This is a genomic window from Pyrobaculum neutrophilum V24Sta (assembly GCF_000019805.1).
Taxonomy (GTDB): Archaea; Thermoproteota; Thermoprotei; order Thermoproteales; family Thermoproteaceae; genus Pyrobaculum; species Pyrobaculum neutrophilum.
Genome location: NC_010525.1, coordinates 1,584,494 through 1,610,750, shown reverse-complemented (window position 1 = coordinate 1,610,750; position 26,257 = coordinate 1,584,494). Strand labels below are relative to the sequence as shown.

Below are 26,257 nucleotides of genomic sequence, written 5' to 3'. Positions count from 1 at the left end.
TAAACAACCCCTTTTATCGACGCGTGGGGCTTGCGGTGGAGCTCCAAGACGTCTCCGTTAGATACGGCGATTTTCTAGCCCTTAAGAACGTTAATCTAAACGTGGAGGCGGGGGAGGGGATGGTGCTTCTAGGGCCATCCGGCTCCGGCAAATCCACAATCCTAAGGACGATTGCCGGCTTCGTCAAACCGTCTGCGGGGAGGGTCTATATAGGGGGGAAAGACGTGACAGACCTCCCGCCAGAGAGGAGGGGGGTCTCCATGCTGTTTCAAGACCTCGCCCTCTTCCCGCATCTAGACGTGTTTGAAAACGTGGCATTCGGGCTTAGGGTGAGGAGGGTGCCCGAGGAGGAGGTGAGGAAGAGGGTGAGGTGGGCGCTGGAGCTTGTCCGCCTCGACCCCTCGCAACACGGGAGGAGGAGGATACATCAGCTGTCGGGGGGCCAACAGCAGAGGGTTGCCTTGGCGAGGGCGTTGGTGGTGGAGCCGGAGGTGCTCCTCCTCGACGAGCCCTTCAGCCACATCGATGTAGACATCAAAAGCAGGCTTTTGGAGGAGCTGAAGGTGCTCCATAACAAGCTCGGCTTCACCCTGATCTACGTCACACATGACAGACACGAGGCCGTGGAGGTGGGGGATAGAATCGCTCTCGTCAGAGACGGGGTGGTGGTGCAGGTGGGGAAACCCATCGAGCTCTATAGGAGACCTAGGAACAGATTCGTCGCGGAGTTCTTCGGAGAGGCCAACATACTGCCCGCCGCAGCGCTCGGGATTTCAAGCGGGGGCTACGCTGTGGTGCGCCCAGAGGACGTCGTGTTGGGCGGCAACACGACCTACAGGTTCCGCGGCAGGGTGGTTGACGTCACCTTCATGTGGCACTACCTCAAGGTGGAGATACAGAGCGACGGCCACGTCATCAAGGCCTACGTGGATCTAGACACCCCAGTCGCGCTCAACGACGAGGTTGAATTCGGGTTCGACGCAAGGGATGTCTACGTGGTGGAGGAATGATTAAGAAAATAGCGGCGGTCTCCTTCGCCGTTGTGGTGTTGCTCTTCTACGCTCCGTTTCTCGCGCTGGGGTACTACATCACAGAGGGGGGAGAGCTACGGCTACCCTCCCTATCCATGGTGGCGTCCACCCTCCTCCTAGCCGCAACCGCCGCGGCGATCTCCATAGCCGTCGCCTACCCCGCCGCCTACTACCTAGCCAAGAGGGGGACGGAGCTGGAGTTTGCCCTTCTCACGGCCCCGCTTTGGGTGGGCACGCTCCTCAAGGCGTACTCCCTCCTCGTCTTATACGCCGTATTGGAGAAGACGGTTGGCGTGGCCCTCTGGGGGCAACCCCTAGGCGTCTTGGTGGGTATGGTCTACGAGTACCTCCCCTACTCCCTGCTTACCCTCTACGCCTCTGCGGAGAAGCTGAGCGAGTCCCCCGTCCACGCAGCTAGGGCGCTGGGCGCCTCCAGGATCCAAGCCTTCCTCCGGGTGGAGCTACCGCTTACTCTGCCGGGGGTGGCGGCCGCCTTCATATTGGTCTTCCTGTTCGCCGCGGGGGAAGTCATTATGCCGGCTGTACTCGGCGCTTGGAAGGTCTACACATTCGGCAACTACATATGGGACCTCTACTTCAAGGCTAGGGACATATTCAGCGGGAGCGTGCTATCGCTTATGTTGACCGGCATGTCGCTGTTGGCGACCTACATAGTGGTGCGGACGATACGTTCCCTCTCGATATGAGGGCTTTAAGGCTATACACCTGGGGACTCATAGCCGCGTTGTACACGCCCGTGGCGGTAATAGTGGCGCTGTCGCTCAACGACAGCAAGCTCCCCTACGTCTGGGGCGGCTTCACCGTCCGGTGGTACCTGTCGTTGCTCCAGTGGGAGCAGGCGTGGCAGGCGCTGCTGAACAGCCTGCTGATCGCCCTCGCCGTCTCCGCGGCCTCCACATTACTAGGGCTATTCATGGCCTACAGCCTTAGGGGCGACAGATACGTGGTTCTGTCACAGGGTGCGGTGGTGATGCCCGAGGTCTCAGAAGCCCTCGCCTTCGCCGCCGCTCTCACGCTGGCGAAAAGCTACACCGGCGTCGACCTCTTCGGCCCCATTGGGGTATTCCTCGCCCACCTGGCCTACACCCTCCCCACGGCCCACGTCTTACTGGTGCCCTACATGTCATACGTGGGGAGGAACGTTGTGGAGGCCGCGAGGGTGCTCGGCGCCTCTGAGGCCAAAACCGTGTCCGCCGTGGTGTTGCCTATAATGATGCCGGCGTTTGTCGCCACCTTCCTCATCGTCTTCGCCAACTCCTTCGATACGTACATAAAAACCGCCTTTACCACAAGCCCAGGATTTGTGACAGCCCCCATATTGCTCTGGAGCTACGCCGCCCGAGGAAGAGGCGACCCCACGATGTACGCCCTGGCAACCCTCATGCTGATCCCCTCCATAGTAGCCGCCACTATATACTTCCGCTCAATAAAGAGATATAGCTAAAAACCCGGCGGTCCGTTTGCCCCGTCGTTCTTTCACCAAGTCGCCTCGCCCGCGCCTTCGACGGCCCAACAGCCCCAGGCGCACCATGTATGGAGCCGGACGGCCCTCCTCCAAGCGCGGTCGGGGCACCTCTTGAGACGCCGCCCCCTACCGTTGCGGACAGTATATTCTCCCACCTGCCGGACAGTATATTCTCCCACCTGCCGGACAGTATATTCTCCCACCTGCGTCAAAACGTGGATTCTCCATCGTTTAAAGAGGTGAACCGCCCCACCTGGGGGTTTAGCCCTTCAGCGCCGCCGCTATTGCCTTTGGGTCGTAGCCCACAATTGTTGTGAAGGTGCCGTTTGGGTAGACCACCACGACCATGGGGGTCCCCACGTTTTGCCCAGCGAGGAGTGTCGCCAGTTGCATGCCGGCGTTTGCGTCGATGGGGCACCTATCCTGTGGGAGAACGCTGGTGTAGTTGCTGTCTCCTGCGAGGAACCTGGCGTAGAGCTGCCTCAGCGTTGGGATAACCTCCGCCGGCGAGTTCTTGTATAGGCACCTCAGCCTTTCATGCGCCGGGAGGGCCTCGGGGTGGACCACGAGGTCGACGAGGACCAGCTTGTGGCCCTGGAACAGGGTGTAGTTGTGTACAAAGAGGCGGGCGCAGTAGGGGCACTCCAGGTCGAAGAAGACCACGGCGGCGGGCCACGTCCCGTTATACGACATGCCTATCTTCTCAGCTACCTTCAAGATGTCTAGGCCTCCTCCCCCAGCGGCGGCGACTGGGACCGAGAGATCTTCTATGATGGTCCTCACCTCCGGCGTGATCTGGCTCTTGTTGACGAGGGTGTACGTCAGCGTCGCGGCCACCTGTGTCCCATAGGCGAGTTGCACCTTGAAGGAGTATAGGGAGCCGTCCGGCAGGACCTGCTTCTCGTAGCTCAAGACCGCTGTTAGGCCAACCACTATGGGCACCTCGGTCTTGTTCGTATACACAGTCGCTTGGCCGAAGGGGGTCTGGGCAACGCCGGATTTAACCCAGCCAGTTCCGTTGACGGGGCCCGGCAAGCCCTGGATCAGCATGAGGAGGTCGTCGAAGGTCTTCACTGCGGGCAGGGGGTTGGGAGAGGGCGTGCATCTGCTACTGCCTATAGTTATCTTCTCGCCCGCCACCGTGGCGGCGGTGGTGCTGTTGACGCATATCTCTAGAAGCTTGTTGTAGTAGGTGGCCCTCTGGCTGTTGTCCCCCGACTGGGCTAGGACGTTGATCATCCCGTCTTTAACCAGGAAGTAGGTACGTGTCTGGTTTGCCACCTGGCCGTAAAACAGCCCGTTCGCCAGGGGGGCGTAGTACGCCGTCATCTCAATGGCGTGGCCGCTCTCCACCCTGACGCGGTAGATGTATAGAGTCCCCGCAGGGGGGGTGCCGCCGGGGGGAGCCGGGGCGGATTTAGGCGGATTCTTGTAGAGAGCCACGGCGGCTATGGCCACAACCACCGCGGCTATCACAATCCCAACTATGACGTTTTTATTCATGGCGGGGCCTTGCGGGATGTTTAAAAACATTTGCTACCCCCTAAGCCACCCAACCGCCTCGCACTCTTCGGACGGTCCACGTCGGATTCGACGCTTCGATCATGGGCTCGCCGGCCGGCTGAGGCGTACGTTCCTCAGCTCCATAAAGAGCCCTAGCCGTTGAGCACGTCCCAGAGGCCCCCCTCCCGGGGCGAGGGCAGGCGCCGCGGAGGGGAAGCGTTTAAAAACTATTCCATTGAGGGAGCCCACTCCTTGGCCAGTATTTCGAGCACCTTCCTCTCGCCTATGAGGTCCCGTATGGAGATTACGCCGTATAGCTCTCCGCCTCTGTCCAGGACGACTACGTGTCTCACGTTGTTTTGTTTCATCTTGCGCGCGGCTACGGTTATGGGGTCGTCGGCGTAGACGTATACGTAGTTCCCCATGGTGCCCACCTTATCCACCGTTGTGGTGGGGGGCATCTTCCCCGCGACGGCCTTTAGGAGATCCCTCTCGGAGACTACGCCGATGGGCTTCCTCCGGGTTTCCTTGTCTACCACCACCAAGAGGCCCACCCTGTGCGTGATCATCTTCTCCGCGGCCTCCTCCACCGTGGCGTCTGGCGTAACGACGACAGGAGGTTTTGCGGCGATGTCTCCACAGTTCATGTATATGTCGGGGAGCGTCCTTAAATACTTTTTAGCGTTTTCCTAAGAGATTCTATGTTGATAGTGCTTATCTTTATCGTTGGCAGATTCTCCTCTATTACCTCGTTGTTTCCGCCGATTAACACCGCCTTCACCTCTCTAAAGGCGGCTTTCGCCGCCTTGAGCACCTCCGGGTGTACCATGTCGTCTTCGCCGTCGGTAACTATGACGAGTTTGTAGCTGTGGAGTCCCTGCTGTTTTGCATCTCTTATGGCTGTGTGAACCGCCGCCGTTATGTCGGTTCCCCCCAGGGGGAGGACCCGCAGGAGGGATTTTATTATCTCCTTGGTGCTGTATATGGGCGGGTAGACCATCTGGTCGAAGAACCTCAACACGGTCCTCCTGCTCCTCTTCATGAGGGCTACCGCCAGCGCCGTTGCCCAGGTGATCTTCTGGGTCATGTCCATCGCCACGCCGTCGTAGAGTGTGTAGAACATGGAGCCCGATTTGTCTATGAGGAGGTATATCTTCTCGCGGGTGTCCAACGACGTGTCGTAGATAGAGAGCGACTTGGTGGCGATCTTGTAGCCAAACAGCGCTCTTGAGTGGAGGTATATCGCCTTGCTCAGGGGCGTAGCCCTCTGAAGATCTTCGAAAGCCCTGAGCCGGGCTATGCCGGAGATCACGCCTTTTCTCTCCTCCTGCGCCCCCTCCTCCAGCTCCTCCTGGATGGCGGAGAGGGTCTCCACGAAGGTCTCCAAGATTTTAGCAAGGCGGGCTCTGTAGGGGTCTATGTCTATGTCGAAGAGGAGCTCCGCCGCCTCCTTCCCAACCTCGTTGCCCAGGGTCTTGGTTATAGACCTCCTGAGCTTCTCCAGGTTTTTGATGTTGCCCATGTAGAACCTGAGGAGGCTCTGTATCTCCTGACGTAGCTGCTGTTGGGCCGAGGGGTCCTGCTGATCTACGCCTCCGACGGCGCCCCGCTCTATCCTCGTCATCAAGCTGTTGTAGGCCCGGAGTAGCTTCACGGAGGCTGATCTTGAGACTTGGTAGTTGTATCGGCTGATCTGGAAGACCTCCTGGTATATCTCCGAGGATAGGTACGTCCTCAGGAACTGGTACCACAGAGCCTCGCCGGGGCCCGGCGACTCCCTGAGTATCGGCTTCCTGTAGTGTACGTAGAAGGAGTCGGCGATTACCTCGTTGGGGATCTTGGCGAGCTTTATCGGGATACCCACACGCTGGAGGTATCTAACTATCTCGTGTACCCTCAGGCGGGTGAGCTCGTCGTTGTAGTCCACGTTTAGAAGTGCGCCGGTCACAGCTGGCTTCTCAACATGTCGAGGGTGGACTTTATCTCCTCGATCTCAACCTGGAAGAAGCGGTAGACCACCGGATCCGCTATCGACTTGTCCAGTATCTCGTAGGCCTCCTTGATCTTCTCCCTAGCGATCGACAGCGCGTTGTTGGCCACCAACGCCTTTATTTCGTTGACCATATCGTACAGCGCGGAGAGGTTCCCCGGCATGTGGGTGGTGAGGAAGGTCTCGTACTCTGACAGATCCTCCCTGTCCTTCACCAGGTACTTGAGGACCTTCAGCGTGGCCGCCCTCAAGGTCGCCGAGTCGATATCAGACGGGCTTATCCCCAACACTGAGAGGTAGGATACCACGTAGAGGGGGACCTTAACCCTGGTCCTGTTGGATATAACCACGTGGTCTAGGTAGGAGGCGACTATGGGCGATATGTGTCTCACGATGGCGTCCATGTTCTCATACACGTAGCTCTGGACGTATTCGTTGAGCTTCTTCACCTCCTCCATGGTCATTAGGGGGGTGAGCCTCTCTAGGTCTCTCCTCAGCCTCAGCCCCGCCTTTATCAAGTTCTCGGTCTCGTCCGGCTCGGCGTATTTCGTGAAAACCCTCAGCGGGAATCTGTCGTACAGCGCCTGAAGCTCCTCCTCGTCTGGGATCCGGTTGGTTGCGCCAAACACGGTCCAGGTCTTGACGGGTATGATGCTCCCCCCGTCGTATATGACCCTCTCGTTTAGTATTGTGAGCATGGTGTTGAGTATAGCGCTTGAGGCGTTGAAGATCTCGTCCAGGAGGGCGAAGTCCGCCTCGACTATCGAGTTGGTGTATATCCTCTTGACGTTTCCCTTAAGTAGCTCCACCACGTCGATGGGGCCGATCACCTCCTCCACCTCCGTGAACTTGGTCAACAGGCGGTAGAACCACCTGGCCTTGAGGAGCTTGGAGGTAGACGCAACCAGCATCGTCTTGGCGGTGCCAGGAGGCCCGATTAGTATGAAGTTCTCCCTGGTTAACACGGCGGTGAGACTCGCCGTGATCTCGTCTGTGAACTTGTAGAAGAGGGAGTCAAGAGTTTTCCTCACCTGCGCCACCTTGTTCACAAGCTCCTCCACGCTTCAACTTGTTTATCCCTTAAAATCTTTTCAACACGGCGCATCTGAAAGTTTTGGCCTACCCACCCCCCGTATGCTTCCACCGTAGCTATATAAGTGCTGTAGATAAAATAGGCGTGGACCACTTTTTCGACATGTTTATGGCGTCGGCGGGGCGGAAGCTGAGGGAGTACCTCGGTAGTAGATCTCTTCAGGACTACCCGCTGGAGGAGCTCTCCAGCTACATACTCAAGAGGCCGGTTCCTCAGGAGGAGGCCGCGCTTAGGGCCGCCGGCGTCGACGGCGGCATCGGGGTGGTTAAGCTCGCCAACGGCCACCAGGTGGTGCTGGCGAGGGCGGCGGCGGTGGGGCCGGACTTCCTCGAGAGGGAGTTCATAGCTGATGTGGCGGCGGTGGACTCGGCAAGTCTCCCGTGGGCCTACCTAGTCATCGCCGAGTCGCTGGTGGGGATTAGGGCTGTGGAGAAACACGGGGTGGATCTCCTCCTGATGGACGGCTCTCTATACGCCAAAGCCCTTAGGCTAGTCCACAACTTGATCTTGACGAGGGAGTTCCAGAACCTCTACTACGTGCCGGAGCTTGCGACCGCCCTCTACACTCTGTCTAGGCTTATAAAGACGGCGGAGGAGCGGGGGACAAGGCTGGTCTTCGTGTCGAAGGACCACAGCTTCAAGATCCTCAAGGAGCACGTGGTGTTTGAGAAGCTGGGGGAGCGCTACAGGGACTACCTCTTCCAGAGGGGGTTGCAGTGGTACTCCATCTTGTGGATTAGGAGGTTCCGCAGGGAGCTCCTCGACCTCTACAAAGCCGCTAGGGGGCACGACTACGCGGGGGCGCGGCTGTTGGCCCTCCTCGTGGCCCAGTCTGTAACAGACGGCGAGCTTCTGTCAAGCCTCCTCCCCCCCGGCCACTACACGGTGCCGATGCTGGTGGGGAGTTGCGACGCGTATATTAACTACAAGGGGCTGGCCACGGTGGATAAGCTGGTTAAGGCGGCGGAGGATAGGCTTGAGGACTCCATGATTCTGAGGCTGAAGGAGGGCTTCAACAGCGATATACCCGGCCTCATCAGGGAGTCTCTGGAGGCTCTCCCCAAGATATACCTCTTCTACCTCCGGCTGAGGAGCGACGACACCCCCCTCCTGGTGGAGCTCCCGGCGGAGGGGACCAAGATGTTTGACGGCTCCCCGGTCAAGGCCTTCTACCCCGCGGCCAAGGTGGAGGATGTGGCGTCCACGCTGGCGGCCCAGTACAGGGACCCGGCGCACTACAACACCTGGCTCTGGTACGCCCACACGGTGGCGTCCTTCAAGTCCAGCCAGCTTTCGGAATACGCGGTGTATCTTAAGAAGATGGCCGAGGAGGTGGGGGTGGCCAGGAGGGTGAAGCTGGCGTGGGGCCTATGAGGGTTGGCTACGTCGTCGCCGCGGCCACGCCCTTCGAGTTCGTCGCGACCCTCGACCCGGAGAGGCCGGTCAGCCTCTACGACTACGTCGCCGTTGACCACGTGGAGTACGACGCGGCGGGCGGAGACTACGCAAACGTGAGGTTGCTTGGCCAGATCGTGAAGCTGTATAGAGACCCCTACTCCGCCAAGAGGGACCTCCCCCTCTACAGCGTGATGAGGGAGGTGTCCGACAACATACTGGAGGTCCAGATCGCGAAGGTGAAGGTGCTGGGCTACGTCAACGGGGGCGAGCTTAGGCAGCCTAAACACCCGCCGAGGATAGGCGCCCCGGTCTACCTGGCCGAAAACGGCGAGATAGAGGAGCTGTTCAAGGTGGAGAACGGGCTCTGCGTTGGGAGGCTGGCGAGCCGGGATCTGGAGGTCTGCCTCGACCTAAACGGCGTCAAGCGGCACGTGGCCATCATCGCGGCCACGGGCAGCGGGAAGACGTGGTTCTCGGTGGTCTTAATCGAGGAGCTTCTGAAGAAGGGGGCCAAGATCGTGGTGGTGGACCCCCACGGGGAGTACGTGCCCATCAAGGACTCGATATACAAGCTGGGGCCCTACAGCGCAACCGTCGTGAAGGTGTCTAGGCACCACTCCGGCGACCTTATGTACAAGATCGGCGTGTTAGACGGCGAACCTGAGGCTTTGGCCAACGCCGCGGGGGTGCCCCCCGGAGCCAAGAAGATCCGCTACGCGATATACCTCGCGTGGTCCTACGCCAGGAAGGTGAGGAAGGCCACGGGGAAGCCCGTCGGCCTCTCCTTCCTACGCATGGTGTTGCACACAGCGCTGAGGGGGGAAAACGCCCTCAACAAGCTGTTTCAGCAGTACAAGATAGAGGGCGATTTCCCCATGGAGGACCTCCGGCAGATTGCGAAGAAGGATCGCCACGCCGTGTTCAGCGCCTTGACGTACCTCAAGAAGCTACAGAGGCTGGGGGTGTTCTCCTCCAGGTCCACCCCCCTGTCGAAGATGCTCGCCGACATCACCATCATAAACCTGGCGGGGGTAAACGAGGAGGTTCAGGACTACGTCGTATCCCACATAGTCAACAGGATATTTCAGGCAAGGGTGAGGCACGTGAGGTCGCTGAAGGGGCTGAAGATACCTTGGCCAGTCGTGCTTCTGGTGGAGGAGGCCCACCGGTTCGCGCCCCCCAAAACGCTTAGGAAGACCCGCTCCTACGAGGCGCTCTCCCGGGTCGCCTCCGAGGGCAGGAAGTTCGGCGTCTACCTAGTCATCGTCAGCCAGAGGCCCAGCAAGGTCGACCCAGACGTCATCAGCCAGTGCCAGAGCCAGGTGATAATGCGCATCGTCAACCCCAAGGACCAGGAGGCTGTCCGTGAGAGCAGCGAGCTTCTAGCCCAGGAGTTCCTCGAAAACCTGCCGGGGCTAGACGTTGGGGAGGCCGTGGTGCTGGGGCCTCTGGCGAAGTTGCCCGTGGTGGTGAAGGTACGCGACAGGGTGCTCGACTACGGCGGCGCCGACATAGATCTGGCGAGCGCTTGGAGGAGGGACAAAACGGCAGATGTCGTACAACACTGGAGGAGGTTATACAACGCGGCGCCGCCGCCCAGCGTGATGATGGCCGCCTCGCGGCTTAAGCTACTGCGCAAGTGGAAGGAGGGCGGCCGCGTCGGCGTTCTCCTCCAGGATGGAGACAGGGAGGTGGCGGTCTATATTGAAGACGGGAGGCCCGCCTGCACCGTCTGCGGAGTCGGCAAGCCGTGCCACCATGTTTACAAGGCGCTGGAGGAGGCGCTGGAGGTGGTATGAAGCTCCTACACATCTCGGATGCGCACCTCGGCAGAGCCCAGTACCACCTCCCGGAGAGGGAGGAGGACTACTTCAGAGCGTTTGAGGAGGCGCTGAGGAGGGGGAGGGGGGCAGACGCCGTCTTGATAACGGGCGACCTCTTCGACCTCAAGAGGCCCTCCACGAGGGCGCTCGTGAAGTTTGTGGAGGCCGTGGAGGCGGCGGGCGCGCCTGTCTACCTAATCGGGGGAAACCACGACTTCAGCTACGTCCGGTATAGGGCTGAGGCGGAGAGGTGTCCGCGGCCGGCGGAGTGCCTCTACGACACGGCGCTGAGGCTTCTAGATAGGCTGAGGCTGGCGAAGCTCCTCTGTTGGGAGTCCGTAGACGCCGGGGGCGTTCACATATTTGGGGCATGCGCAACGCCTAGGGACTACGCGGCGGAGTACCGCCGGGCTCTCCAGAGGATGCCGCCGGGGGCTGTCCTCGCCATACATCAGGCGGTGGAGGGGGTCAAGGCCAGGTACCCCGCCGAAGACGACGAATACACCATGCCCCAGGAGGTTTTCCAAGGCCTGCCGTATGTACACATCGCCGCTGGCCACATACACGACCATCTGGCGAGGCATCCGGTAGGCGCCGTGTGGGCGGGGTCGCTTGAGGTCTGGGACGTCGGGGAGTTCGAGACCTGGGACTACAGAGGGGGCTTTGAGAAGGCGCAGGACAGAGCTGAGAAAGGCGCTGTCTTAATAGACGTAGCCGGTAGGGCGGTCTCCCTCAGAGCTATCCCCATCCCCCCTGGGAGGCCTCTGTACAGGGTCAGGCTCTATGTCAGGGAGAGGAGGGAGGCCTACGGGGCTGCGGAGGAGGCGGCGAAGCTTTTTGACAAACCGGGGGCGGTGGTTAGAGTCGAGGTGTGGGGTACGTTGGAGGAGGCTCTAAGGCCTAGGCAGATGGCTACCTTGTTTACAAAAGCCCTCTACGTCGACGTTGTTGACAGAACCGCCGCCCCGCAGAGGGCCGTGTCTCTAAGGGGGTCCGCCATGGAGGAGCTGTGGCGGCTGATGAGGGAGAAGCTTGGGCAACACGCCGAGGTGGTGCTCAGGGCTATGGAGCTCCTTAGAGAGGGGGAGAAGGAGGCGGCGTACAAGCTCATCCTCAAGGCGCTTTATGATTAGGAGGATAGAGCTGTACAACTTCAAGGCCCACGCGAAGGCCGTCTTCAAGCTGGGGGAGGGGGTGAACTTCATATACGGCCCCAACGGGTCTGGAAAAACCTCCCTCATGGAGGCCGTGGCCGTGGCCTTGTTCGGCTCCCAGTGGGTGAGGAGGACGGGGGGCAGGTGGGCCGACTACCTCAGGAGGGGGGCGGCCGCCGGGGAGGTCAAGCTACACCTAAGCCACATGGGGCGGGAGGTGGTGGTCGTTAGGCGGTTCGGCGAGGGGGGGAGCTCCCACTCGGGCACCTATCTCTCCATCGACGGGTCGACGGTCGCCAGGGGGGACGCGGACGTCACGGCTGCTGTGGCCACTAAGCTGGGCATCGGCGTTGAGGAGTTTAGACACCTTCTATACATTAGGCAGGGGGAGCTGAGGCTCATATTGGAGGAGCCCGAGTATATAGATAGGGTTCTCCGCCTAGATGAGTTCGACAAAGTGGACGAGCTGGTGCGGGAGGCCTACAACGAACTCAAGGCGAAGAGGGAGAGGGTGGGGGGGAGGGCGGAGGAGCTCGAGAGAAGGGCCCCCCAGCTGAGGTCGCGGATAGAGGCGCTCTCTAGGAGGCTTTCCGAGGCGGAGGAGGCGTTGGCTAGGCTTGAGGCCGACGAGGCGAGGTTCGTGGAGGCGGAGAGGAGGTACCTCGCCCTTAGGGAGCGCTACATATCGCTTAGCAAGGAGAGGGAGTCCCTTGAGAAGGCTCTGGAGGACGGGGCGCGCGCCGCCCTTGAGCTGGAGAGGGATCTGGAGCAGCTGGAGCGGGAGCTGGAGGAGGTGAGGAAGGCGGAGGAGGAGCTTAAGTCACTCCCCGAGGTGGGCGATGTGGAGGGGGAGTACCACCAGCTTCGGCAGCTTCTGGCCACCGCCGAGAGGGTCCCGCCTGAGGTGAGGAGCTACGACCCGAGGGCTCTGGAGGAGGCGAGGAGGCGCTACGAGGAGGCGGCTAGGAAGCACGCGGAGGTGAGGTCCAGGCTTGAGCTACTGAGGGACGTGTTGAGGGTTGCCAAGATGTCGGAGGGCGGGAGGTGCCCCGTCTGCGGGGCTCCTCTGACGCGGGAGGCCGTTCAGAGGCACGAGCTGGAGGCGCTGGGGCTGGAGAAGGAGGAGGAGCGGCTCTCTAGGCAGATCGAGCAGCTTCAAGCCGAGATCAAGAGGCTGGAGGCGCTGGACAGAACATACAGGACATACGCCCAGTACCTCTCCGTGGATGTCCAAGCGGCAAGGAGGAGGCTGGCGGAGCTGGAAGCGCTCTACCAGAGGAAGAGGGAGGTGGAGAGGAGGAGGGCCTACCTCTCAGCGCTTGTGTCCAGGAGGGGGGAGGCGGAGAGGCGGCTGGCCGAGCTTAGGGCTAGGAAGGCCGAGGCCGAGAGGAAGATAGCGGAGGCCAACGGGAGGCTGGCGGCTGTGGAGGCGGAGCTTAAGACACTAGAGGCGGAGGTCAAGAAGGCTGAGGAGGAGTACGCGGTGCTTAGGGCTAGACACGAGGAGTACCTAAGGGCTAAGTCGCTGGCGTTGGAGCTCAGGCGTCAGCTGGAGGAGGCCCGGGGGGAGCTGGCGGCTGTGGAGGCGGAGCTGGCGAAGGCCCGCACCGAGGCGGAGAAGCTGGAGCGTGGGCTCGGCGCGGCTAGAAACATCAGGTCCGTGTTGGGGGAGCTGAAGCCCCTCGCCAGGCAGATACTGACGAAGGCCATAAACGAGGAGCTCAACGCCGTGTTTCTAAAGCTGAGGCACAAGGAGTCCTTTAAATCCGCCCACCTGGCAGAGGTAGACGGGAGGTACGTCCTCAAGGTGAGCACCCCCTCCGGCCCAATAGACCACAGGCTCCTCTCGCTGGGTGAGCAGAACCTCCTCGCCCTCTCCCTACGCGTGGCGCTCGCCAGAGCTCTCCTCGGCGGTGCCCCCTTCATGATGTTTGACGAGCCGACTGAGCACCTCGACGAGGAACACAGGAGGAAGATCGTGGAGCTGGTGAGAGACCTCACCTCCGTCGTGCCGACTGTAGTCGTCACATCGCACCTGGGAGAGTTCGAGGAGGTGGCCGACGTGGTGATACAGCTGTAGGGGGCTGGCCGGGCGGGTTCGGCCTAGCTCGCTTAAGCGGCCTCTGCCTGGATCTGTTGCTCCAGCACCCACACTGGGGTGGAGAGGAGCGCGACGTATCCGCCGAAGGCCTGCATCAGCGTTTTAGACTCCTCGACGCCCTTTGGGACGACCTCCACCTTGACCCCCTTCTCCTCGGCCTTCATCACCACCTCAAGTACGGCGTCTTCGCCGAGCTCCTCGGCCACGACTATGGTCTCGGCCATCCCCATCTCCAGGGCCTTGAGCGCCCTCTCCTTTCCGTATACCATGTAGTCGCTCTTCCTCACCGCGTAGTACATCACCTTCTCCATGACCTCCTTGGCGTGGACGTACTCGCTCTCCTTGAGCTGCTCCTGGGCGTTTTTTATCGCCTCCACAACCCCGTATTCGTTGGCGCAACAGGCCGGCACCACCGCCAAGACCTTATCCTTAAGCCTGTAGTCGAGACCCCCCTCCTCTAGGAAGTCCTCCTTGGTGGGGCCCGGACCCCCCACTATGATGCCCTTCAGCGTCGGTATCTGGAGGAAGATCTTGTTTACCTCCTCCGCCAGCACCTTGTAGAAGGTCTCCGCCAGATGCTCAGTCTGCCGCTTGAAGCGGTTCGCCGACTGGCCGCCGGCGTGGTGTTTACTCGGCACGAAGAACTCCACGGTCTTCACCACCTCCCACTGTCCCCCCTTCAGTAGCGCGATGACGGCCTCCCCCCTCTCGACGACGACGATGCCGTATACAACGCCGGCGTGCATCTGATCCTCCAGTATCTCGGTGTGGAAGGCGGTGTCGCATATGTACTTGAAGGTGTATATGGGCTGGGGAGGCACAACGACGTAGTAAACCCACTCGTAGTTGCCCTGGTTTATCATGTGGAACCCGGCGAAGACGGCCATCCCGTTCTCGGGAGCCTTCGCCTCGCCCTTAAGGTTGTTTATTATACGCTCCAGTGTGTCCTGGACGTGGGTCCTGGTGGTCTTGTCCTTGATGTTGGAGGCGGTGGACCACTCAGACCTCAGCAGGTTCAACACGTCGGGGATAGGCCTCTCCGAGTTTATGTAGAGGGTGATCAAGGTAGTTGCGTAGCCCCTGAACTTCTTCAGCAGGTTGATAAACGCCCTCATCTCCACGGGCGTCTTGATGTAGTAGACGCCGTTAGGCGGCCTGTTGAAACTCATGGCCTAAACCCCCGCGATGCCTTTAAATAGTTAATGACCTCGGCGCCCCGCCCCAGCGCGGGGCCCTGCCCGGCTCTCCCTAGTCAAGTTTAAATACCCCCTTTACAGTGGTGCCACATGTCTCTTGCCTCTAGGAGAAAGGTGAGGATAAGGCTCTACGGCACAAACCCAACCGACGTGGATCAGGTGGCGAGGGAGATCGTCGATCTCGCCAAGAAGATGGGCGTCCAGGTGAGGGGCCCGATACCCCTCCCCACCCGGCGTCTTATGGTGACCGTGAGAAGAGCCCCCTCTGGCCAGGGCTACCACACCTTCGACCACTGGGAGATGAGGATCTCGAAACGCCTAATCGACATAGAGGCCTCCGAGAGGGTTCTGAGGAGGCTCATGACGATCAGGGTGCCAGACACCGTCAAGATCGAGCTACAGCTTATTTAACCAATATATAGGTTTGAAAACTATCCTCTGTGATTCTGGTCACCAACGACGACGGGGTGCACAGCCCAGGCCTCCGCCTCCTCCACAGGTTCGCCTCGAGGCTCGGGCCTGTGGACGTGGTGGCGCCTGAGTCGCCCAAGTCGGCGGTGGGCCTAGGCATCACTCTCCACAAGCCCCTCCGGATGTACGAGGTGGACCTCTGCGGCTTTAAGGCCTACGCCACCTCGGGCACGCCCTCCGACACGATATACCTAGCCACCTACGGCCTGGGGAGAAGCTACGACCTGGTGCTCTCGGGGATAAACCTGGGCGACAACACCTCCCTCCAGGTGATACTCTCCTCCGGCACCCTGGGCGCGGCCTTCCAAGCGGCGCTCCTGGGCATACCCGCCGTGGCGTATTCCGCATACGTCGACAGCTGGGGCGACGTCCTCAACGACGGGGAGGCGCTCTCGCTGATGGAGTCGGCGGTGTACGCCACGGCGGAGTACGTGACGAGGCGGGGGATGCCGAAGGGCGTAGACGTAATAAGCGTCAACTTCCCGCGGAGGCTGAAGAAGGGGGTCAAAGCCAAGCTTGTAAAGGCGGCGAAGCTGAGATACGCCCAGCAGGTGGAGAGGAGGGTGGACCCAAGGGGCTCCGCCTACTACTGGCTCTACGGCGTAAACCTCGACCCAGAGCCTGACACAGACGTCTACGTGGTTCTCAAGGAGGGCAACATAGCCGTCACCCCCCTGACGTTAAACATGAACTCCTTAGACGGGGGAGGAGCCGCAGACCTAGAAGAGCTTAGAAGGCTCCTGGACCACGTCAACAGATCTCTATGACGTCGGTAGCCAACTACGCCATAGCTATCGCCGCCGCCCTACTAGCCGCCGCGGCGGCCTCCCTCGCCTACGTCCTCTACATACACACAACGGCGCCCAAACCCGCCCCAACCACAGTCCCCCCCACGACCCCCGCCGCCACGCCGACGGCCACCACGCCGCCCCCAACCACCACGTCGGCCGCAACCACAGAAGCAACCAGGATCCTCCACGTGGCCCTCTACATATCGACGCCAAATGTCACACGTTGCGCAGGCATAGGCCCCCAGTACATATACTACTTCAACATCACGGTGGATAGGAAGAGGCTGGAGGACCCCGTCAGCGTATACGTCTTCAAAGCGGTCTCCGCCAACGCCACCTACGACCTAACCACCGCGGCGCTACTCCCCCTCAACAGATACTACTTCATGCCGTATAACCAAGCCGAACTCAACCGCACGGGGGTTGTAAACGTCTACCTAGAGCTTGTGAGTAGCGTCCCCCTCCAGATAAACGCCGTGGAGTACCTGGGCCGGAGGTACCCGATAGAGAAGGTAGTCTACGTGGCATGCATAAAGAGGATAGAGATAAAGGGGGCATTTAACAGGACGGCGCTGACCCGAGGCTTCTTGAACCTCATCCCCACCGACGTGCCCTACGTCGTAAACATAACCGTGCCGCCGGGCCTCTACCGCATTGCGGCTCCTCCCGACGTTGAAGTGACGCCGGCGACGCTACAGGGGGGAGGCAACGCCACCCTCGTGATAAAGTTCGTCAACAAGCCTCTTGTCTACGACACGCTTATTCTAGGAGCTCGACAGGAGCGTTAGCCGAGACGTAGTATGTTACGCCGTCTTTTACCACCCTCCTAACCTTCCTATCCCTCTCTAGGACGTAGAGGTGCCACTGAACCTGCCCCCACGTCATGCCCATCGCCTTCGCGATCTGGCCCTGGGTTAGAGGGCCGTTTTCCTCGATTAACTTCAGTAGTTCGGCCCTCCTCGGGTCCGAAAGGGAAGTTGCCGACTTTGCCCTCGCCATGTGTACGGCGTTTATCCATTTTAAAAAATTTTGCGTAGCGCCGTTACAACCGAAAGCCCCGCCCTCTAGGGCGGGGATAGATTTAAGCTATTTCCATGGGAGCGGTGAAGAGGGCTGAGAAGGGCTCAGCAGTACATTCCATACGGCGGGTCGACGGCAGATAGCCCCGGCGGAGAGGGGGGACACCCCCCGATACCCGCACCGACGCGGCTCACCAACCCCGGGCAACGGCCGAGACCCCGGGAAACCCCGCCCTTCAGGGCGGGGAGCGCGGTTATCCGAGGCAGTTTGCCGCCCGGCGGATGGCTCTCCTGATCTCGTCGCTCTCCGGCGTCTCTAGGCCGAAGAGCTCCGCCTCTAGGCGGGCCGCCAGCCAGTACAGCCTCAGCTTCGCCAGCACCAGGGTTTTGTTTGCCATGTCCACCGCCGTCTCTAGATCTGAGACGTAGATGCCGCCTCTCTTCAGCGGTATGTCCAGCCGCTCCTCGCCCAGTATCTCGACGAAGATGCCGCCTCTGTTTATCGCGATTATGCCGCTGTGTTTATGCCCCGTCTCCCTACCCACCTCAACCAGCCGGTATGCCGTCTTGGCGTCTGCGGCCGCCAGATGTAGAATCGCCCCCCTCACCATTAGCCACGCATTGTCCACCTGGTCGGCGGCCGCCCTCACCAGGTCGGGCGGCGCCGGGTGGTGCCACTTAGCCACCGGCCTGAACCCCCTGCCCTTGCTGTAGCTCGGCCTCACCGCCTCTGCCACCATTATCCTCCCGCTACAGCTGGAAGTAGTGTATATGGCAGGGTGCCGGTTCAGGAGGCGGAGGAGGGGGAGGATATCGCCGTCTACCCTCTCCTGGAGGGCCTCTCTCTCGAGCCGCTCTACGAACACGCGCTTTCGGGCCTCAAAAACCCTCCTATCTACGGCCCCCATTAGATAAGGCCTAGGTCCTTGAGCAACTTCTCAAGCTCTTTCCTGTCTCTGTCGTCTATCGGCGGCAACGGTTCCCTAGGCGGGCCCATGTCTATCCCCCGCACCATCTGGGTGGCCACCTTGTAGAGGGTGGGCCACTTACCGCCGAGCTTCCCCACGAGGCCGCAACCGCCCATGAACCTCCATAGGGGCATGAGCTTGTTGTGGAGCGCCACCGCCTCTGCCGTCTTGCCCTCCTTCACCAGCCTGTACTGCTCAAGCGTGATTCTGCCGAGGAAGTTCGGCCCCGCCAGGACGCCCCCGTGTGCCCCCATGAGGAGGGAGGGGACAAACAGGAGGTCTAGGCCCTGTAGCACCGAAAGCCTCTTGCCGAGGAGGTGTATGAGGTCTAGGTGGTAGCGGAAGTCACCCGAGCTGTCTTTCACCCCCACCACCTGGCTGTACTCGTTGGCCACCAGCTCGAAGACCTCCACGGGTATGTTGTATCCCGTGGCCAGGGGTATGGTGTAGAGGACGACGGGCATGTCCACCTTGTCCAACACCCTCTTGTAGAAGGCGTAGACGGCGGCCCAGTCGTACTGTATGTAGTACGGCGGCGTGATGAGGAGGACGTCTACGCCCACGTCTCTGTACCTCCTGGCTATTTCGATCGTGGAGAGGTGGTCCCCCGTGCCGGTGCCTGCAACCACCAGAGCCCTCCCCCCCGCCACCTCCTTGGCCACCTCCATCGCCTTGACCCTCTCCTCGAAGGTCAGCTTCGTCACCTCGCCGGTTGATGAGGTTGGGAAGACCCCCTGGTAGCCCTCCTCCACTATCTTGGAGAGGAGCGCCCTCAGCCCCTCGTAGTTTACGCCGTCTTTGGCAAAAGGCGTTACCGTGGCCACCACCACGCCCTCGATACGCATAGCCTCTACTACACCGCTTTTAAAAAGTTGTCCAATCAAGATTTTAATACCATAGCGGATTCATTCCTATGAATCCCTATATCGTTTTGCTGAAGCCCCGGGTCATCTGGCTTTTGATCCTATCCAGCGTCGTGGGGTACGTATACGCCGCGGGGACGGTGGACTGGGGTCGGCTTGCGGCACTGACAGCCGCCGCCACGCTCGCGGTGGGGGGCTCCGCCGCCTTCAACCACTACTGGGAGCGGGATATAGACGCCGCTATGGCGCGAACCGCGAGGAGACCTCTGCCGGCGGGGGCGATACCGCCTTCAAACGCCCTTGTCTACTCCCTAGCCCTCTCCGCCACCGGCATACTGCTGGGCTTCTACCTCCTGGGCCCTCTCCCCGGCGTATTCGTCGCTCTGGGCTGGTTCTTCTACGCCGTCGTCTACACCGTCTGGCTAAAGAGGAGGACTTGGCTGAACATACTGGGCGGGGGCTTTGCGGGTAACGCCACCTTCCTCGGCGGCTACGCCCTGGGGAAGGGGACGGTGGATCTTCCGGCCGTCCTCATCTCCTTCGCCATATACCTCTGGATACCCTCCCACATATGGGCGCTGGCGTATAAATACAGAGAGGACTACAGAAGGGCTGGCGTCCCCATGTTGCCCGCCATTATAGACGAGGGGAAGGCCGTGGCTATAATCTCGGCGCTGAATATAGCAAGCGCCGCCTACATCCTCTGGCTCTATCTGGTCTTCGGCCGCGGACTCCCCGGCCTCGCCCTGGTTCTCGCGGGGGTGGCCGGCACGGTGGCAACCAGCGCCCTAGCGCTCAGGGAAAAAAGCGACAGAGCCATGTGGAGGATGTACAAGGCCTCCAGCCCCATCCTTACCCTCTTTCTGCTCGCTCTGGTGTTTTCGTAGGGGGGTAGTACCTCTCCCTCAGGGAACGCACCGCGGCGTATAACACCAACGCGGCGACCAGCGCGGCGGAGGCGGCCAGAACTCCGGCGTTTCTCAGGAGGTAGGCCGCGGAGGCCGCCGCCACGAGCTCCCAGCCGTAGCTGGGGGCTTGGCGGTAGAGTATAGAGGGGACGAAGTAGGGCACGCAGAGAGCCGACATGATCACCGCGAAGGCCATGTAGAGGAGGTGGGCGCCCGCCGGCGTAAGCGCCACAGCCCATCGGAAGAAGAAGGCGCCTGCGCCGTAGGGGTCCTCCACACGGGGTTTTGCATATAGCGTCAGCGCGAGGGAGGGGAGGGCAAAGGCCCACGCATGGCCCGCCCACGCAGCGAGGTACGCGGCCACATATAAGGCGGCGATCGAGAGGGCCGTCGAGGCGGAGAACCTCCTCCTCGCCCTGGAGAACTCGACCCTGTAGAGGAGGGAGTAGACGGAGGCCAGGGGGAAGGACATGGCGGCCTCTAGGTGGTTTCGAGATAGGGGGAGGAGGAGCAGGCCCGCCACCGTTATGACGTTTGGATAGTATGTAGGCTTGCCCCAGAGCCCCCTTAGGTAGAGCAGGGCGTGGAGGAGGGCGTAGGGGGCGTAGGCCGCGTAGCCGAGGCGAGGCTGCGCCAGGAGGCCCAGCAGGAGTAGGGCCGTGAGGAGCCACGTGGCGGCTCTGTGAGGAGCCGCGTTTATGAAGCCGGGTAGCTGGACGTACATGACGGCGTGGTAAAACGCGATGAGGCCGGCCGTCATGAGGTAGCCGTGGAGCCATGGGGCATGGCCAGCCGCCGCGACGCCCGCCGGGAAAAACGCCGCCGAGAGGAGGAGGGCCGCCCTCGCCGATGTTACGAGATCCATCATGGCGTTGAAGAAGGCGGAGTCGTCCGATCTACCGATCGCGTGCCACATGGCTTAAACCGCGTCACTGTTTTTATATACAGCTGGCGGGTTCCACATGGAGGATCTCCTTAGGCGGGCGGTGGACTACGGGCTGTCCCTCGGCGCATCCTACGTCGAGGTGAGGTGGCAGAGAGACGGCGGCGTGGCGGCCGCCGTGAGAAACGGCCAGTACGAGCTATCGGCCTCCTTCTCCTCGGAGGGGGTTGCGGTCAGGGCTGTGGCCGGAGGAGGCATGGGATTCGCCGCGGTGCCGAAGGCCGAGCTGGAGGAGGTGCTCGCCGCGGTGGAGAGAGCCGTAAAGCTCGCCAAGGCCGCCGCTAGGGCCAGGAAAGGCCCTGTGGCTTTGAGTGAGGAGAAGTTGGCGAAGGTGAGCTACAGCCTGCCGGCGGTGGAGCTCGACCCGCTGGAGCTCGTGAAAACCCTCGACGGATACGCCGCCGGGGGTCTAGCCGTGAGGAGGCTCTACGCCTCCGTCTGGACCACGGAAAAGCGCATTTTAACAAGCGATGGGGCTGACGTATACAGCAGGGTGCCGAGGGCTTACCTCTTCGGCATGTTTATAGCACACGAGCCCTCCCTGGGTAGCCTCCAGAGGGATATCTTCCTCGGCGGGACCACCCCCAGACTTCGTGAAAGACGCCGAGAGGGCCGTGGAGGAGGAGTCTAGGAAGGCGTTGGCTCTCCTGGAGAAGGCCAAGGCGGTGACGCCGGGGAGATACGACGTGGTTTTCGGTCCCGAGATGGCGGGCATATTTGTGCACGAGTCCGTGGGGCACCCCTTCGAGCTGGATAGAATATATGGGCGCGAAGGCGCCGAGGCGGGCGAGTCGTATATAAAGCCCGGCGCCGCCGGGGTGAAGATAGGGAGCGGCCTCGTCAACATAACCGACTACCCAGCTGTGCCAGGCGCCTACGGCTTCTACCTAGTAGACGACGAGGGGGTAGTGGCTAGGCCCAAGAGGCTGGTCAGCGGCGGAGTTGCGACGGAGTTCATAGCCAATAGGCAGTACGCCGCCGTGGTGGGCCTGCACAGCAACGGAGGGGCAAGGGCCTCCGCCTTCGACAGAGAGCCCATCCCCAGGATGTCCAACACCTACCTCGAGCCGGGGGACTGGCGCCCCGACGAGATAATACGGGACACGCGCCGCGGCATATATGTAGTATCCTACACCGAGTGGAACATCGACGATACGAGGTACTCCGGGAGATACGGCATATTCGAGGGCTACGTCATAGAAAACGGCGAGCTGAAGGACCCCGTGAAGGGCTTCATCGAGGTGGACACGCCGGAGCTATGGAGCGGCGTAGATGCCGTCGGCAGAGACTTCAAGCTGTACGTGGGGACGTGCGGCAAGGGGAACCCGCCGCAGCCCGTGCCCGTGTCCATGGGAGGCCCCACCTTTAGAAGCCGAGGGATAAGGGTGGTGATATGACGTTGCTCAAGCTCGTAAGGGGGAAAGTCGACGAGGCCATAGCCGTTAGAACCGTGGTGGAGAACTACATGGCGAGGTTCGCCAACGACGAAATAACCGTCTTTAAGAGCTGGAGGACGGAGAGCCTCTACCTCCGCCTCGCCAAGGGGAGGAAGACGGCCCTTCTAGGCTTCACTGGCCCCGTCGATCTAAGGGAGGTAGATAGGGCCGTCTCCCGGATGCCCTCTCTCCCCGACGACCCGCTGTATGTGCCGGCGGCGGGGGCCAAGCCCCCGAGCCGCGCCGAGCCGCCGGAGGACTTCGAGAGGATTCCAGATCTGGTGAAGAGGGCTATAGACGCGGCCGAGGGGGCGGAGAGGAGCGCGGGGGTTGTCCACTTGACATACGTCCAGAAGTGGTACGAGGACACGGCGGGAGGCGAGGGTCACTACGCCGTCAACAGGGTATACATGACGGTTAGGTCCTTCCTAGGGGAGCTAGCCGCCACAAGCGCCGCGGCCGGCAGAAGGCTTTCGGAAATAGACGCAGACGCAGTCGGCGCGGAGAACTCGCGCCTCCTCTCCATAGCCAAGGGCCTCCCCAGAACGCGCCTGGAGCCCAGCGTTGCAGACCTCCTGCTCTCGCCCCTGGTGCTGGGCCACCTCATGGGGGAGGTGGTGCAGACGTGGGCGAACGGCCTCGACGTCTTGGCCGGAAGCTCCAGATACGGCAGAGGGGACCTGGGCAGGGAGGCGGCTGCCCCCGTCCTCACCCTTGTCGAGGAGAGCCACAACCCGTCGGTCTACGGCTACACGCCCTTCGACTTCGAGGGGCTGGCCCCCAGGCCGGTGGAGATCTACAGACGGGGGACGCTGAGCGGCTTCATCCACACTAGGGGGACCGCGGCCGCGTTAGGCATGGAGCCGACCGGCCACGCCCTATACGGCTGGGCTAGGCCGGCGCCGGGGCATATATGGGTGGCGCCGGGGGACGGGCCGGACGACCTAGAGGCCCTCTTTGTAGATCTGGGCAACGGCGTGTACATACACAACAACTGGTACACCCGCTTCCAAAACGTAAAGCTTGGCCAGTTCTCGACGGTGGGGAGAGACGTCGCGTTGTTGATAAAGGGCGGAAGGCCCACCGCCTCCGTCAAATACGTCAGGTTGGCGGACACCCTCGAGAGGGTTGTAAAGGGCGTCGCGGAGCTGTCGAAAACCGCGAGGCAGATCTACTGGTGGGACATGCCCACGCCGGCCAACGCCCCCTACGCCGTTGTCCGCTCCATTGCCGTAACTACCTGAGGCCTAGGTAGAGCCGCCCGAGCTCCCGCTCCTCCAACAGTTTTCTGGCGGGCCCGCTCCAGTGTACTCTCCCGCTCACCAAGAGATAGGCGTCGTCCGCAACCTCTAGGGCGAGTCTGGCGTTCTGCTCCACCAACACCACCGTGTGGCCCGCCTCCCTGAGCTTCGCCACCACCTCAAGCACTTGGTTTGCCATCTTCGGAGCCAGCTGGGCCGTCGGCTCGTCCAACATGAAGATGTTGGCCCGTCTCATAAGCGCCATGGCGATCGCCACCAACTGCCTCCAGCCCCCGCTCAGCTCGCCGGCGCGTCTCCCAAGGATGTCCCTCAGGGGCACCACCTCGGCCACCTCCCTAAGCCTCTCCTCGAACTCGTCCTTTGACAGCCCGTAGCCTGCGAGTCTCAAATTTTCCAGAACCGACAGCGTAGAGAAGACGTTTCTAAGTTGCGACACGTAGGCGACGCCGAGCTGGGCCCGCTCGTGTGTGGGCAACTTAGTCACGTCGCGGTCTCCCACGTAGACGCGGCCGCCATATATCTTCGCGATGCCGAAAATGGCCTTTAAGAGCGTTGACTTCCCGGAGCCGTTGGGCCCTAAGACGGCTGTTATCTTGCCGGGCTGAGCGACGAAGTCTACCCCAAATAGAACCTGTAGCTTTCCGTACCCAGCGTCGAGACCCTCGGTCTTGATCATGCTAGAAACGCCTGGACAACCCGGGGGTCGGAGAGCACCTCGCCGGGCCTCCCCTCTGCCAGAACCCGCCCGTTGTAGAGAACGTACATGTAGTCTGCGTACTCCGCCGCTATATCCAGCCTGTGTTCAACGACGAGAAGCGTGTGGCCCCGCTGGGTGAGCTCGCGCATCAGCTTAAACAGCTCGTGGGCGAGGGTGGGGTTGAGGCCGGCCCCCGGCTCGTCCATCAATATCAGCTTCGCGTCAGCCATCAAGGCCCTCGCGATTTCAAGAAGCTTTAGTTGCCCCCCGCTGAGCTCCCCCGCCGCCCTGTCCCACATGTGGTCAAGCTTCACAACCTTGAGGACCTTAAACGCCTTCTCCACCAGCTCCCCCTCCCGCCTCGCCCAACCGAATTCGAACGGAGCATCGGCTGAGATGTGCCCAAAAATCACGTTGTCTAAAACAGACATCTTTGTCGCTACCCTAGGCGTTTGGAAAGTCCTAACTATTCCCAGCCGCGCCCGCTCGTAGGGCCTCGCATGTGTTATATCCAAGCCCTGGTAGAGCACCTTGCCGCCGTCGGGCCTATAGAGGCCCGAGATCACGTTGAGCAAGGTGGTTTTTCCAGAGCCGTTTGGGCCGGCCAAGATGACAAAAGAGTTCTGTGGTACGGAAATAGAGGCGCCGTCTAGGGCGGTAAGGCCTCCGAACTTTTTGACCACCCCGCTAGCCTGCAACAAGAGCCCAGAGGGCATAATCGGCGGAGTCTCTATCGTGGTTCTGGTTGAGCTTCGTTAGCCCAGAGGCGCCGAAGTAGTTCGCGGCGACCTCCGGGAACTTCGTGAAGAACTTCGTCGTGTCTGGGTCGCCCCCGTTTTGCAGTATGGTTAGCGCTATGAGCCACACGGCGTCGTATGCGTTGTAGGCGTAGGCGTCGGGCTCCCTCCCGTATTTGCTCAGTATGTAGCTCCTGACGCGGTCGTAGTAGGCGCTTTTAGCAGGCGCGAACTTCGTGCTCACGAACCCGCCCACCCTAACCGCGAACTGACACACCTTTGGATCAGTTAGCTCCTTCAGTCCCGTGGAGCCGTCGGTCCCATACCACCTCACCTGGCTGAGCACGGGGTAGTTAGCCGCGGTGAGGAAGATGGTCTGTAGCTCGCCGTATCCGGGGGCTACCACGGCGACCTTATCTGCGCCGTATTTCCCAACCAAACCGGAGACCTTGTCGGCCAGCGCGCTCACCTCCGCAGAGAACTCAGACTTCTGCGGGTCGTAAGCCGCGGCTACCACCACCTCCATCTCGCCCTTGAGGATGTTCTGTAGCTGTGTAGCTATCCCGCGGCCGTAGTCGTTGTTGATATATATAAGCGCCACAGCCTTTATCCCATGTTCCCTGAGCACAGCCGCCAAAGCCCTAGCCTGCTTCGTGTCGTCTGGCGGAAGCCTGAAGACGTAGTCGCTGGGGGTCACCAGGCCGGGCGCTGTAGAAGACACAGAAATTAGAATGAGCTTGTTGTCGTTGGCGTACTGCTTCATCTGCCTGACCTCGCCCGACGTCCTCACGAGGTAGTACTTAACGCCCCTGGTGTGTAGCGACTTCAGCTTCTCTAGCGCGAGGTTTGGATCCGCCTGAGTGTCGTCCGCCAACACCTTCACCCTAAACGGCGCCCCGATCTTGGTTAGATAGCGGTTTACGTCATCGGCAGCGAGTTCCGCCGCAGCTCTTGCAAGCTCTCCCAGCGACCCAAGTCTCCCAGAGAGAGGCTGCAACACCCCAATCTCAACAACGTTGTCGGCCGGCGTGGCGGTCACGTTTACGATGACCGGCGTTTGAGCCCCGGCGGGAGGCGTCACGGGCTGGGGCTCCCCGAATACGACCTTGTCCTGGGATGCTATATACATGCCTACGAGCTTCCAGCTACAGCTCTGTGTAGCGGTCTGGGGAGGTGTCGAGGTTGTTTGGCCGCCTGTTGTTGGCGCGGACGTAGTCTGAGGCGGGGTCGTCTGCTGGGGCGTTGTTGTCCTCTGGGCTGGGGCTTGTTGGTTGATTAGCAAGGCCGCAATTGCCAGTAGTACAATTATTCCAACTATTATTCCTACAGTTTTTGAGTTCATGGACACTCGATAAATAACGTTTTTAAGCGTTTCTTCCCAACGCGT

The 26,257-nt window shown here is 61.0% G+C and carries 26 protein-coding genes; 14 read left to right on the top strand and 12 right to left on the bottom strand.

What is annotated here, in order from left to right:
- Window positions 1–23: 23 nt before the first annotated feature.
- From TNEU_RS09255 to TNEU_RS09245, 3 genes are read left to right on the top strand one after another with little or no spacing between them, the layout of a single operon-like run.
- Window positions 24–1,010 (top strand): ABC transporter ATP-binding protein, encoded by a 987-nt coding sequence (locus TNEU_RS09255; RefSeq protein WP_012351165.1) that lies wholly within the window; start codon window positions 24–26, stop codon window positions 1,008–1,010.
- Window positions 1,007–1,738, top strand: coding sequence for an ABC transporter permease (locus TNEU_RS09250; RefSeq protein ID WP_012351164.1), 732 nt, complete (start codon window positions 1,007–1,009; stop codon window positions 1,736–1,738). The genes TNEU_RS09255 and TNEU_RS09250 overlap by 4 nt, the downstream gene beginning before the upstream one ends.
- Complete coding sequence (locus TNEU_RS09245) at window positions 1,735–2,496, top strand: ABC transporter permease (protein ID WP_012351163.1); 762 nt, start codon at window positions 1,735–1,737, stop codon at window positions 2,494–2,496. The genes TNEU_RS09250 and TNEU_RS09245 overlap by 4 nt, the downstream gene beginning before the upstream one ends.
- 282 nt (window positions 2,497–2,778) lie before the next feature.
- Here TNEU_RS09245 and TNEU_RS09240 read toward each other — a convergent pair whose 3' ends face one another.
- The 4 genes from TNEU_RS09240 to TNEU_RS09225 form a co-directional block, all read right to left on the bottom strand.
- Window positions 2,779–4,020, bottom strand: a complete 1,242-nt coding sequence (locus TNEU_RS09240; protein ID WP_148682440.1) for a DsbA family protein — start codon at window positions 4,018–4,020, stop codon at window positions 2,779–2,781.
- Between the two features lie 227 nt (window positions 4,021–4,247).
- Window positions 4,248–4,667 (bottom strand): CBS domain-containing protein, encoded by a 420-nt coding sequence (locus TNEU_RS09235; protein WP_012351161.1) that lies wholly within the window; start codon window positions 4,665–4,667, stop codon window positions 4,248–4,250.
- A 20-nt stretch (window positions 4,668–4,687) separates the two neighbouring features.
- Window positions 4,688–5,968: a vWA domain-containing protein gene (locus TNEU_RS09230; protein WP_012351160.1), complete on the bottom strand. Its 1,281-nt coding sequence runs from the start codon at window positions 5,966–5,968 to the stop codon at window positions 4,688–4,690.
- Complete coding sequence (locus TNEU_RS09225; protein WP_012351159.1) at window positions 5,965–7,071, bottom strand: AAA family ATPase; 1,107 nt, start codon at window positions 7,069–7,071, stop codon at window positions 5,965–5,967. Before TNEU_RS09225 ends, TNEU_RS09230 begins: the two co-directional genes overlap by 4 nt.
- Window positions 7,072–7,187: 116 nt before the next feature.
- Here TNEU_RS09225 and TNEU_RS09220 point away from each other — a divergent pair, with 116 nt between their 5' ends.
- The 4 genes from TNEU_RS09220 to TNEU_RS09205 are packed head-to-tail and all read left to right on the top strand — an operon-like array spanning window position 7,188 to window position 13,558.
- On the top strand, window positions 7,188–8,477 hold the full coding sequence (locus tag TNEU_RS09220; protein WP_012351158.1) for a DNA double-strand break repair nuclease NurA: 1,290 nt from the start codon (window positions 7,188–7,190) through the stop codon (window positions 8,475–8,477).
- Window positions 8,474–10,300: a helicase HerA domain-containing protein gene (locus TNEU_RS09215; RefSeq protein WP_012351157.1), complete on the top strand. Its 1,827-nt coding sequence runs from the start codon at window positions 8,474–8,476 to the stop codon at window positions 10,298–10,300. Before TNEU_RS09220 ends, TNEU_RS09215 begins: the two co-directional genes overlap by 4 nt.
- Window positions 10,297–11,457 (top strand): DNA repair exonuclease, encoded by a 1,161-nt coding sequence (locus TNEU_RS09210; RefSeq protein ID WP_012351156.1) that lies wholly within the window; start codon window positions 10,297–10,299, stop codon window positions 11,455–11,457. Before TNEU_RS09215 ends, TNEU_RS09210 begins: the two co-directional genes overlap by 4 nt.
- A complete protein-coding gene (locus TNEU_RS09205; protein WP_012351155.1) occupies window positions 11,450–13,558 on the top strand; it encodes an AAA family ATPase in 2,109 nt (702 codons plus the stop codon). The genes TNEU_RS09210 and TNEU_RS09205 overlap by 8 nt, the downstream gene beginning before the upstream one ends.
- 32 nt (window positions 13,559–13,590) lie before the next feature.
- Here TNEU_RS09205 and prf1 read toward each other — a convergent pair whose 3' ends face one another.
- Window positions 13,591–14,748 (bottom strand): peptide chain release factor aRF-1, encoded by a 1,158-nt coding sequence (prf1, locus tag TNEU_RS09200; protein ID WP_012351154.1) that lies wholly within the window; start codon window positions 14,746–14,748, stop codon window positions 13,591–13,593.
- A gap of 117 nt (window positions 14,749–14,865) precedes the next feature.
- Between prf1 and rpsJ the strand changes: the two genes are divergently transcribed.
- The 3 genes from rpsJ to TNEU_RS09180 are packed head-to-tail and all read left to right on the top strand — an operon-like array spanning window position 14,866 to window position 16,825.
- A complete protein-coding gene (gene rpsJ / locus TNEU_RS09195; RefSeq protein ID WP_012351153.1) occupies window positions 14,866–15,186 on the top strand; it encodes a 30S ribosomal protein S10 in 321 nt (106 codons plus the stop codon).
- A gap of 29 nt (window positions 15,187–15,215) precedes the next feature.
- A complete protein-coding gene (gene surE / locus TNEU_RS09190; protein ID WP_012351152.1) occupies window positions 15,216–16,013 on the top strand; it encodes a 5'/3'-nucleotidase SurE in 798 nt (265 codons plus the stop codon).
- Complete coding sequence (locus tag TNEU_RS09180) at window positions 16,010–16,825, top strand: hypothetical protein (protein WP_012351151.1); 816 nt, start codon at window positions 16,010–16,012, stop codon at window positions 16,823–16,825. The genes surE and TNEU_RS09180 overlap by 4 nt, the downstream gene beginning before the upstream one ends.
- Here TNEU_RS09180 and TNEU_RS09175 read toward each other — a convergent pair.
- The 3 genes from TNEU_RS09175 to TNEU_RS09165 all read right to left on the bottom strand — a co-directional run bounded on the left by TNEU_RS09175 (window position 16,797) and on the right by TNEU_RS09165 (window position 18,869).
- Window positions 16,797–17,036: an ArsR/SmtB family transcription factor gene (locus tag TNEU_RS09175; protein WP_012351150.1), complete on the bottom strand. Its 240-nt coding sequence runs from the start codon at window positions 17,034–17,036 to the stop codon at window positions 16,797–16,799. The genes TNEU_RS09180 and TNEU_RS09175 overlap by 29 nt on opposite strands.
- A gap of 274 nt (window positions 17,037–17,310) precedes the next feature.
- The gene (locus TNEU_RS09170; RefSeq protein ID WP_012351149.1) at window positions 17,311–17,964 is read right to left on the bottom strand and encodes a tRNA(Phe) 7-((3-amino-3-carboxypropyl)-4-demethylwyosine(37)-N(4))-methyltransferase; all 654 of its coding nucleotides are present in this window, start codon (window positions 17,962–17,964) and stop codon (window positions 17,311–17,313) included.
- Window positions 17,964–18,869 (bottom strand): dihydrodipicolinate synthase family protein, encoded by a 906-nt coding sequence (locus tag TNEU_RS09165; protein ID WP_012351148.1) that lies wholly within the window; start codon window positions 18,867–18,869, stop codon window positions 17,964–17,966. The genes TNEU_RS09170 and TNEU_RS09165 overlap by 1 nt, the downstream gene beginning before the upstream one ends.
- 68 nt (window positions 18,870–18,937) lie before the next feature.
- Here TNEU_RS09165 and cyoE point away from each other — a divergent pair, with 68 nt between their 5' ends.
- On the top strand, window positions 18,938–19,774 hold the full coding sequence (gene cyoE / locus TNEU_RS09160; protein WP_012351147.1) for a heme o synthase: 837 nt from the start codon (window positions 18,938–18,940) through the stop codon (window positions 19,772–19,774).
- Here the strand turns inward: cyoE and TNEU_RS09155 are convergent.
- A complete protein-coding gene (locus tag TNEU_RS09155) occupies window positions 19,740–20,711 on the bottom strand; it encodes a hypothetical protein (RefSeq protein WP_012351146.1) in 972 nt (323 codons plus the stop codon). The two genes, cyoE and TNEU_RS09155, sit on opposite strands and share 35 nt — an antisense overlap.
- 46 nt (window positions 20,712–20,757) lie before the next feature.
- On the opposite strand from TNEU_RS09155, the gene TNEU_RS10530 reads away from it, so the two are divergent.
- Genes TNEU_RS10530 through TNEU_RS09145 form a run of 3 tightly spaced genes read left to right on the top strand, consistent with a single transcriptional unit; the run spans window position 20,758 to window position 23,418 of the window.
- The gene (locus TNEU_RS10530) at window positions 20,758–21,369 is read left to right on the top strand and encodes a PmbA/TldA family metallopeptidase (protein WP_342606868.1); all 612 of its coding nucleotides are present in this window, start codon (window positions 20,758–20,760) and stop codon (window positions 21,367–21,369) included.
- Window positions 21,332–22,135, top strand: coding sequence for a TldD/PmbA family protein (locus TNEU_RS10525; RefSeq protein WP_342606867.1), 804 nt, complete (start codon window positions 21,332–21,334; stop codon window positions 22,133–22,135). The genes TNEU_RS10530 and TNEU_RS10525 overlap by 38 nt, the downstream gene beginning before the upstream one ends.
- Window positions 22,132–23,418, top strand: a complete 1,287-nt coding sequence (locus TNEU_RS09145) for a TldD/PmbA family protein (protein WP_012351145.1) — start codon at window positions 22,132–22,134, stop codon at window positions 23,416–23,418. Before TNEU_RS10525 ends, TNEU_RS09145 begins: the two co-directional genes overlap by 4 nt.
- Here TNEU_RS09145 and TNEU_RS09140 read toward each other — a convergent pair.
- Genes TNEU_RS09140 through TNEU_RS09130 form a run of 3 tightly spaced genes read right to left on the bottom strand, consistent with a single transcriptional unit; the run spans window position 23,411 to window position 26,212 of the window.
- Window positions 23,411–24,112 carry a branched-chain amino acid ABC transporter ATP-binding protein gene (locus TNEU_RS09140; protein ID WP_012351144.1) on the bottom strand — a complete coding sequence of 234 codons (702 nt, stop codon included), beginning with the start codon at window positions 24,110–24,112 and terminating at the stop codon, window positions 23,411–23,413. The two genes, TNEU_RS09145 and TNEU_RS09140, sit on opposite strands and share 8 nt — an antisense overlap.
- A complete protein-coding gene (locus tag TNEU_RS09135; protein ID WP_012351143.1) occupies window positions 24,109–24,849 on the bottom strand; it encodes an ABC transporter ATP-binding protein in 741 nt (246 codons plus the stop codon). The genes TNEU_RS09140 and TNEU_RS09135 overlap by 4 nt, the downstream gene beginning before the upstream one ends.
- Window positions 24,821–26,212, bottom strand: a complete 1,392-nt coding sequence (locus tag TNEU_RS09130) for an ABC transporter substrate-binding protein (RefSeq protein WP_012351142.1) — start codon at window positions 26,210–26,212, stop codon at window positions 24,821–24,823. The genes TNEU_RS09135 and TNEU_RS09130 overlap by 29 nt, the downstream gene beginning before the upstream one ends.
- Window positions 26,213–26,257 lie beyond the last annotated feature (45 nt).

What these genes read in the sequence shown, in the direction of transcription:
- TNEU_RS09250 (WP_012351164.1), top strand. Translation starts at nt 1,007, where the DNA reads ATGATTAAGAAAATAGCGGCGGTCTCCTTCGCCGTTGTGGTGTTGCTC.
- TNEU_RS09245 (WP_012351163.1), top strand. Translation starts at nt 1,735, where the DNA reads ATGAGGGCTTTAAGGCTATACACCTGGGGACTCATAGCCGCGTTGTAC.
- TNEU_RS09240 (WP_148682440.1), bottom strand. Translation starts at nt 4,020, where the DNA reads ATGAATAAAAACGTCATAGTTGGGATTGTGATAGCCGCGGTGGTTGTG.
- TNEU_RS09235 (WP_012351161.1), bottom strand. Translation starts at nt 4,667, where the DNA reads ATGAACTGTGGAGACATCGCCGCAAAACCTCCTGTCGTCGTTACGCCA.
- TNEU_RS09215 (WP_012351157.1), top strand. Translation starts at nt 8,474, where the DNA reads ATGAGGGTTGGCTACGTCGTCGCCGCGGCCACGCCCTTCGAGTTCGTC.
- TNEU_RS09210 (WP_012351156.1), top strand. Translation starts at nt 10,297, where the DNA reads ATGAAGCTCCTACACATCTCGGATGCGCACCTCGGCAGAGCCCAGTAC.
- TNEU_RS09205 (WP_012351155.1), top strand. Translation starts at nt 11,450, where the DNA reads ATGATTAGGAGGATAGAGCTGTACAACTTCAAGGCCCACGCGAAGGCC.
- prf1 (WP_012351154.1), bottom strand. Translation starts at nt 14,748, where the DNA reads ATGAGTTTCAACAGGCCGCCTAACGGCGTCTACTACATCAAGACGCCC.
- rpsJ (WP_012351153.1), top strand. Translation starts at nt 14,866, where the DNA reads ATGTCTCTTGCCTCTAGGAGAAAGGTGAGGATAAGGCTCTACGGCACA.
- TNEU_RS09180 (WP_012351151.1), top strand. Translation starts at nt 16,010, where the DNA reads ATGACGTCGGTAGCCAACTACGCCATAGCTATCGCCGCCGCCCTACTA.
- TNEU_RS09175 (WP_012351150.1), bottom strand. Translation starts at nt 17,036, where the DNA reads ATGGCGAGGGCAAAGTCGGCAACTTCCCTTTCGGACCCGAGGAGGGCC.
- TNEU_RS09170 (WP_012351149.1), bottom strand. Translation starts at nt 17,964, where the DNA reads ATGGGGGCCGTAGATAGGAGGGTTTTTGAGGCCCGAAAGCGCGTGTTC.
- TNEU_RS09165 (WP_012351148.1), bottom strand. Translation starts at nt 18,869, where the DNA reads ATGCGTATCGAGGGCGTGGTGGTGGCCACGGTAACGCCTTTTGCCAAA.
- cyoE (WP_012351147.1), top strand. Translation starts at nt 18,938, where the DNA reads ATGAATCCCTATATCGTTTTGCTGAAGCCCCGGGTCATCTGGCTTTTG.
- TNEU_RS09155 (WP_012351146.1), bottom strand. Translation starts at nt 20,711, where the DNA reads ATGTGGCACGCGATCGGTAGATCGGACGACTCCGCCTTCTTCAACGCC.
- TNEU_RS10530 (WP_342606868.1), top strand. Translation starts at nt 20,758, where the DNA reads ATGGAGGATCTCCTTAGGCGGGCGGTGGACTACGGGCTGTCCCTCGGC.
- TNEU_RS09145 (WP_012351145.1), top strand. Translation starts at nt 22,132, where the DNA reads ATGACGTTGCTCAAGCTCGTAAGGGGGAAAGTCGACGAGGCCATAGCC.
- TNEU_RS09140 (WP_012351144.1), bottom strand. Translation starts at nt 24,112, where the DNA reads ATGATCAAGACCGAGGGTCTCGACGCTGGGTACGGAAAGCTACAGGTT.
- TNEU_RS09135 (WP_012351143.1), bottom strand. Translation starts at nt 24,849, where the DNA reads ATGCCCTCTGGGCTCTTGTTGCAGGCTAGCGGGGTGGTCAAAAAGTTC.
- TNEU_RS09130 (WP_012351142.1), bottom strand. Translation starts at nt 26,212, where the DNA reads ATGAACTCAAAAACTGTAGGAATAATAGTTGGAATAATTGTACTACTG.